Here is a 3,617-nt window from a genome sequence, read left to right on the forward strand (position 1 = left end):
GTCCGGTGAATGGAAGGGAACATATATGGAAGAAGAAATTTATGGGCACCGTGGCTACAGAATTCTTATGGGTCAGAACGCCATCAAAAAAGTTCAGTCGGGCGGATTTTTAAAGACAGAAAGTGCAACACTCTCGACATCAGAGACCTTCACGATCAGGCAGTCATGGACAGGATGGGCTGGAATGCCCTCAAACACGGCCGCCAATCGGGCAAAGTCTGAAGCGCAAACGCTGGGTCCGTTGGACCACAGCCCGCACAGCTCCGTCGCTATTTGAGGGTACTCCCCTACGCGGGCCTGTGGACGAACCTAAACCCACCAAAGTGGCACACTTTTACTCCTGCCAGAACCAGCCAAGTGGCGCACTTTTGCTCCGGCGTTTGGTGCGGCTTTAGTCCAGCGCTGACATAAGTTGAAAGGTATTGGCGAGCGACCGCACCAGGTCGATGCCATAGATCCACGCCAGCCATGTGCCCCCAGCCAAACCTATGGCCAGCGATGTGGCCGGCGGTACGGGGTCTTCTCCGTCTCGTCTGATCATTCGGGACACGGCGTTGTGCAGAAGGGCAAGTATGACACCAATTCCAATCGCGAGGCCCATCAGGCCAACGCCTAGCAGCGATCCTATTGCAGGCAGAAAGGTTGCGGCCTGAAGGTAGCGCGATCGCGGGTCGCTCGCGCCGGTCCAGGCGACCGTTGCGCACAACAGGCCAAGGGCGAAGCCAAGGAGGCGCGTGTCGAGATCGCCGGTGACGCCGAAAAGGGACAGCCCAAGGCCGAAGATGGCGAGGATCATTCCCAAGATGGTGGCGATCCGTGGGGCTGGGACAGCGAGGAGGGCGATCGCCTGCAAGAGCCAAGCGATGATCAGCGAGGGCAGCATGAGGTGCAGAGGCACGGTCAGGACTGCCCAGACGGCAAGAAGCAGGCTTGTTATTTCGGGTGTGAGAAGTGTCCAGCGCAGGGGGGTTGCGCAGCACCGGCTTTTACCGCCTGCCAAGACCCAGCTGAGGATCGGGATAAGATCACGCGCTGCCAAAGTCTTGTCGCAGCCATCGCAAAACCAGCGGCCATCGACCACGCTTTTGCCGGAAGCTGCACGATCGGCCCAGCATTTCAGGAACGAGCCGGTCATCGGAGAGACCAACACAAGCACAAAGATGGCAGAAAGGTTTAAAGCCTCAAAGATTGTCACGCGGTTTGCTCGTCTTTTTACGCCCCCGGGCCGCGCCATTTTTCTGTGGAAAGGCGTGTTTGGTCAAGCAGCTTGGGAGCGTTGCGCGCGGCGCATGTGTGAACGTTGCGGATTTGTCGGTGCGTCAGGTGTAGGTTCCGAGTGCTGCGGCGCGGATAGCGCGGATGTTTTCGCCGTAGGGACCAGGGTTGGTGACACTGCCGCCGCGGAACACGGCGGAACCTGCGACCAGCACATCGGCTCCGGCTTTGGCCGCGAGGGGGGCAGTTTTTGCGTCAACGCCGCCATCGATTTCTATGTGGACGGGGCGGTCGCCGATCATGGCGCGAAGGGCTTTGATCTTTGCCGTCATGTCGATGAATTTCTGCCCCCCGAAGCCGGGGTTCACCGTCATCACGCAAACCAGATCTACATTATCGAGCAGGCCTTCGATGGCGTTTGCAGGAGTGCCGGGGTTTAGGGCGACACCGGCCTTCATATCGGCGCCGCGAATGGCCTGAAGCGTGCGGTGGATGTGTGGGCCTGCTTCGATGTGGGCGGTCAGGATGTTTGCGCCAGCCTCGGCAAAAGCGTCGATGTAGGGATCGACCGGTGCGATCATAAGGTGGACGTCCATGACGCCTTTGATGTGTGGGCGGATCGCAGAACAGGTGGCCGGGCCGAACGAGATGTTGGGAACAAAGTGGCCGTCCATGATATCGACGTGGATCCAGTCGGCGCCCTGGGCTTCTACGGCTGCGCATTCAGCGCCGAAGTTTGCGAAGTCTGCGGCAAGGATTGAGGGCGCTATTTTGATGGAACGGTCAAAGGACATGGCCGGGGTCTCCCAGGGATGGTTTCGGGTGGCTTACCGCACCAGATGGCTGGAGACCAGTTGCGTTATGCCGTGGAGAGCTTGGAAACTGATGCATTCAGCTTATCTTCATCTTCTCCACTGGGAATAAGGATGGACACGGGAAGTGATTGAGAGTCTGGCAGACAGGCAAGGGCTGCCTGACGCGTTACGGGTGCTTTTGGAGGACTATCCTCGGGAGGCGTGGGAGTCTTCGGACAATTTCGGGACGCTAATCCGGTTCTGGCTGGACCGGCACATGATGTTTCGCCGGTTGATGACGTCGCTTCAAGGCGAGACCGAGCGGGCACTGGACGGCAACCTTGATGAACGGATGCTGGCCGCGCGGGTGTCACGGTACGGCAGCATGCTGGTCGGCGAGCTGCATGGTCATCATAATATTGAAGATGTGCACTATTTCCCGCGCTTGCGGCAGTTGGATAGTCGTCTGGAAAAGGGCTTTGATCTGCTCGATGGCGATCATCTTGCGTTGGACGCGTTGCTCGAGACGTTTTCGGTATCGGCCAACAATGTGCTGAATTCAGTGAGCAATGGCGCGGACTGGCGGGCCCCGACGGATGTCTTTTGCAAGGGGTTGCATGGGTTCAAGCGCGATCTTAACCGGCATCTGGTCGACGAAGAGGATCTGATCGTTCCGGTATTGCTGAAATATGCGCCTGCCGACCTGATGTAGGCGCCGCGCGCGCGGGTTTCGCAACGTCACGGGCGAAAAGGTTAATATTTATGAACCTTTCGCCAAGATTTTGCCTTCTTTTGATTTCAGATTGTCCGGCAACGGGCGAACTGCCGCCCGATTCTTTGAGACGGGAGGTCCGCTATGGACATGTTGCCCCTCGTCCCGGTCGTATTGCTAGGTGCCGTTGGTGTTTGGCTTTTATGGCCGGTGATCGTTGACCCTTTGAAGGCGAATTTGCGCTTGGACAGGCGCGGTGGCTCGGAGTCTGCTGACAGCCTGGCGGACGGATTGTTCGGCGCATGGCGTGATCAGTCCGAAAAAGTTGACCTGACCGATCCTTTGCGGCGCGGTTAGACGGCTTCGGCCAAAGTCGTGCGGCGGTGCTCGAGGAATGCGATTTCCAGAGCGTCTTTCCAGCCGCCGTTGTATCCTTTGCAATTCTGGTCGCGGAGAATGTCGAAGCCAGAGTGCGTAAGAACAAGCCGGGGGCCGTTGGCATCGGGCTGAAAGCGCACGGCCACTGTTGTGGCTTTGGCTTCGGTGCGTCCGACGTCCCATGTGACAGCACAAAACGTGCGCCCGGTTGCCAGCCGGTGATCGTGGCCCATGCACGAATTCCCCCGTCGGCGCATGTTTCCAGAAGGCGGCCCCCAAGCTTGGGTTCAAACGTCACGCTATTGGGCCCCATGCCGGCTTCGTTTGCGCTTATGGAGTGGGATTCCATTGGCCACCAGTCGGCCATGTTTTCGGGGAAAACCGAGAAGGCACGGGCAGGGGGACGAAGACGGATTTTTCAACGGGGTCTATCATTTGTTATCCTTTTCTTGAGCAGCGATACGGCGAGCTTCGGCAGAAAATGCAGTGAGAGCATCGTCGCAAAGCCAGTCGCACCA

At 58.3% G+C, this 3,617-nt stretch carries 6 protein-coding genes; 3 read left to right on the forward strand and 3 right to left on the reverse strand.

Going from position 1 to position 3,617, the window contains the following annotated elements:
* A partial coding sequence (locus AC221Y_RS21870; RefSeq protein WP_486708431.1) for a hypothetical protein occupies window positions 1-277 on the forward strand: 277 nt, incomplete at its 5' end.
* 114 nt (window positions 278-391) lie between these two features.
* On the opposite strand, the gene AC221Y_RS21875 is transcribed toward AC221Y_RS21870, so the two are convergent.
* Together AC221Y_RS21875 and rpe are read right to left on the reverse strand one after the other, a co-directional pair.
* Window positions 392-1,195 carry a prepilin peptidase gene (locus AC221Y_RS21875; protein ID WP_486708432.1) on the reverse strand — a complete coding sequence of 268 codons (804 nt, stop codon included), beginning with the start codon at window positions 1,193-1,195 and terminating at the stop codon, window positions 392-394.
* A gap of 124 nt (window positions 1,196-1,319) precedes the next feature.
* Window positions 1,320-2,009: a ribulose-phosphate 3-epimerase gene (gene rpe / locus AC221Y_RS21880; RefSeq protein ID WP_486708433.1), complete on the reverse strand. Its 690-nt coding sequence runs from the start codon at window positions 2,007-2,009 to the stop codon at window positions 1,320-1,322.
* 145 nt (window positions 2,010-2,154) lie between these two features.
* Here rpe and AC221Y_RS21885 point away from each other — a divergent pair, with 145 nt between their 5' ends.
* Window positions 2,155-2,721 carry a hemerythrin domain-containing protein gene (locus tag AC221Y_RS21885; protein ID WP_486708434.1) on the forward strand — a complete coding sequence of 189 codons (567 nt, stop codon included), beginning with the start codon at window positions 2,155-2,157 and terminating at the stop codon, window positions 2,719-2,721.
* 144 nt (window positions 2,722-2,865) lie between these two features.
* Window positions 2,866-3,078: a hypothetical protein gene (locus AC221Y_RS21890; RefSeq protein ID WP_299757318.1), complete on the forward strand. Its 213-nt coding sequence runs from the start codon at window positions 2,866-2,868 to the stop codon at window positions 3,076-3,078.
* Here the strand turns inward: AC221Y_RS21890 and AC221Y_RS21895 are convergent.
* Window positions 3,075-3,332, reverse strand: coding sequence for an SRPBCC family protein (locus tag AC221Y_RS21895; protein ID WP_299757316.1), 258 nt, complete (start codon window positions 3,330-3,332; stop codon window positions 3,075-3,077). The genes AC221Y_RS21890 and AC221Y_RS21895 overlap by 4 nt on opposite strands.
* Window positions 3,333-3,617: the final 285 nt, after the last annotated feature.

The organism is Boseongicola sp., from assembly GCF_057460485.1.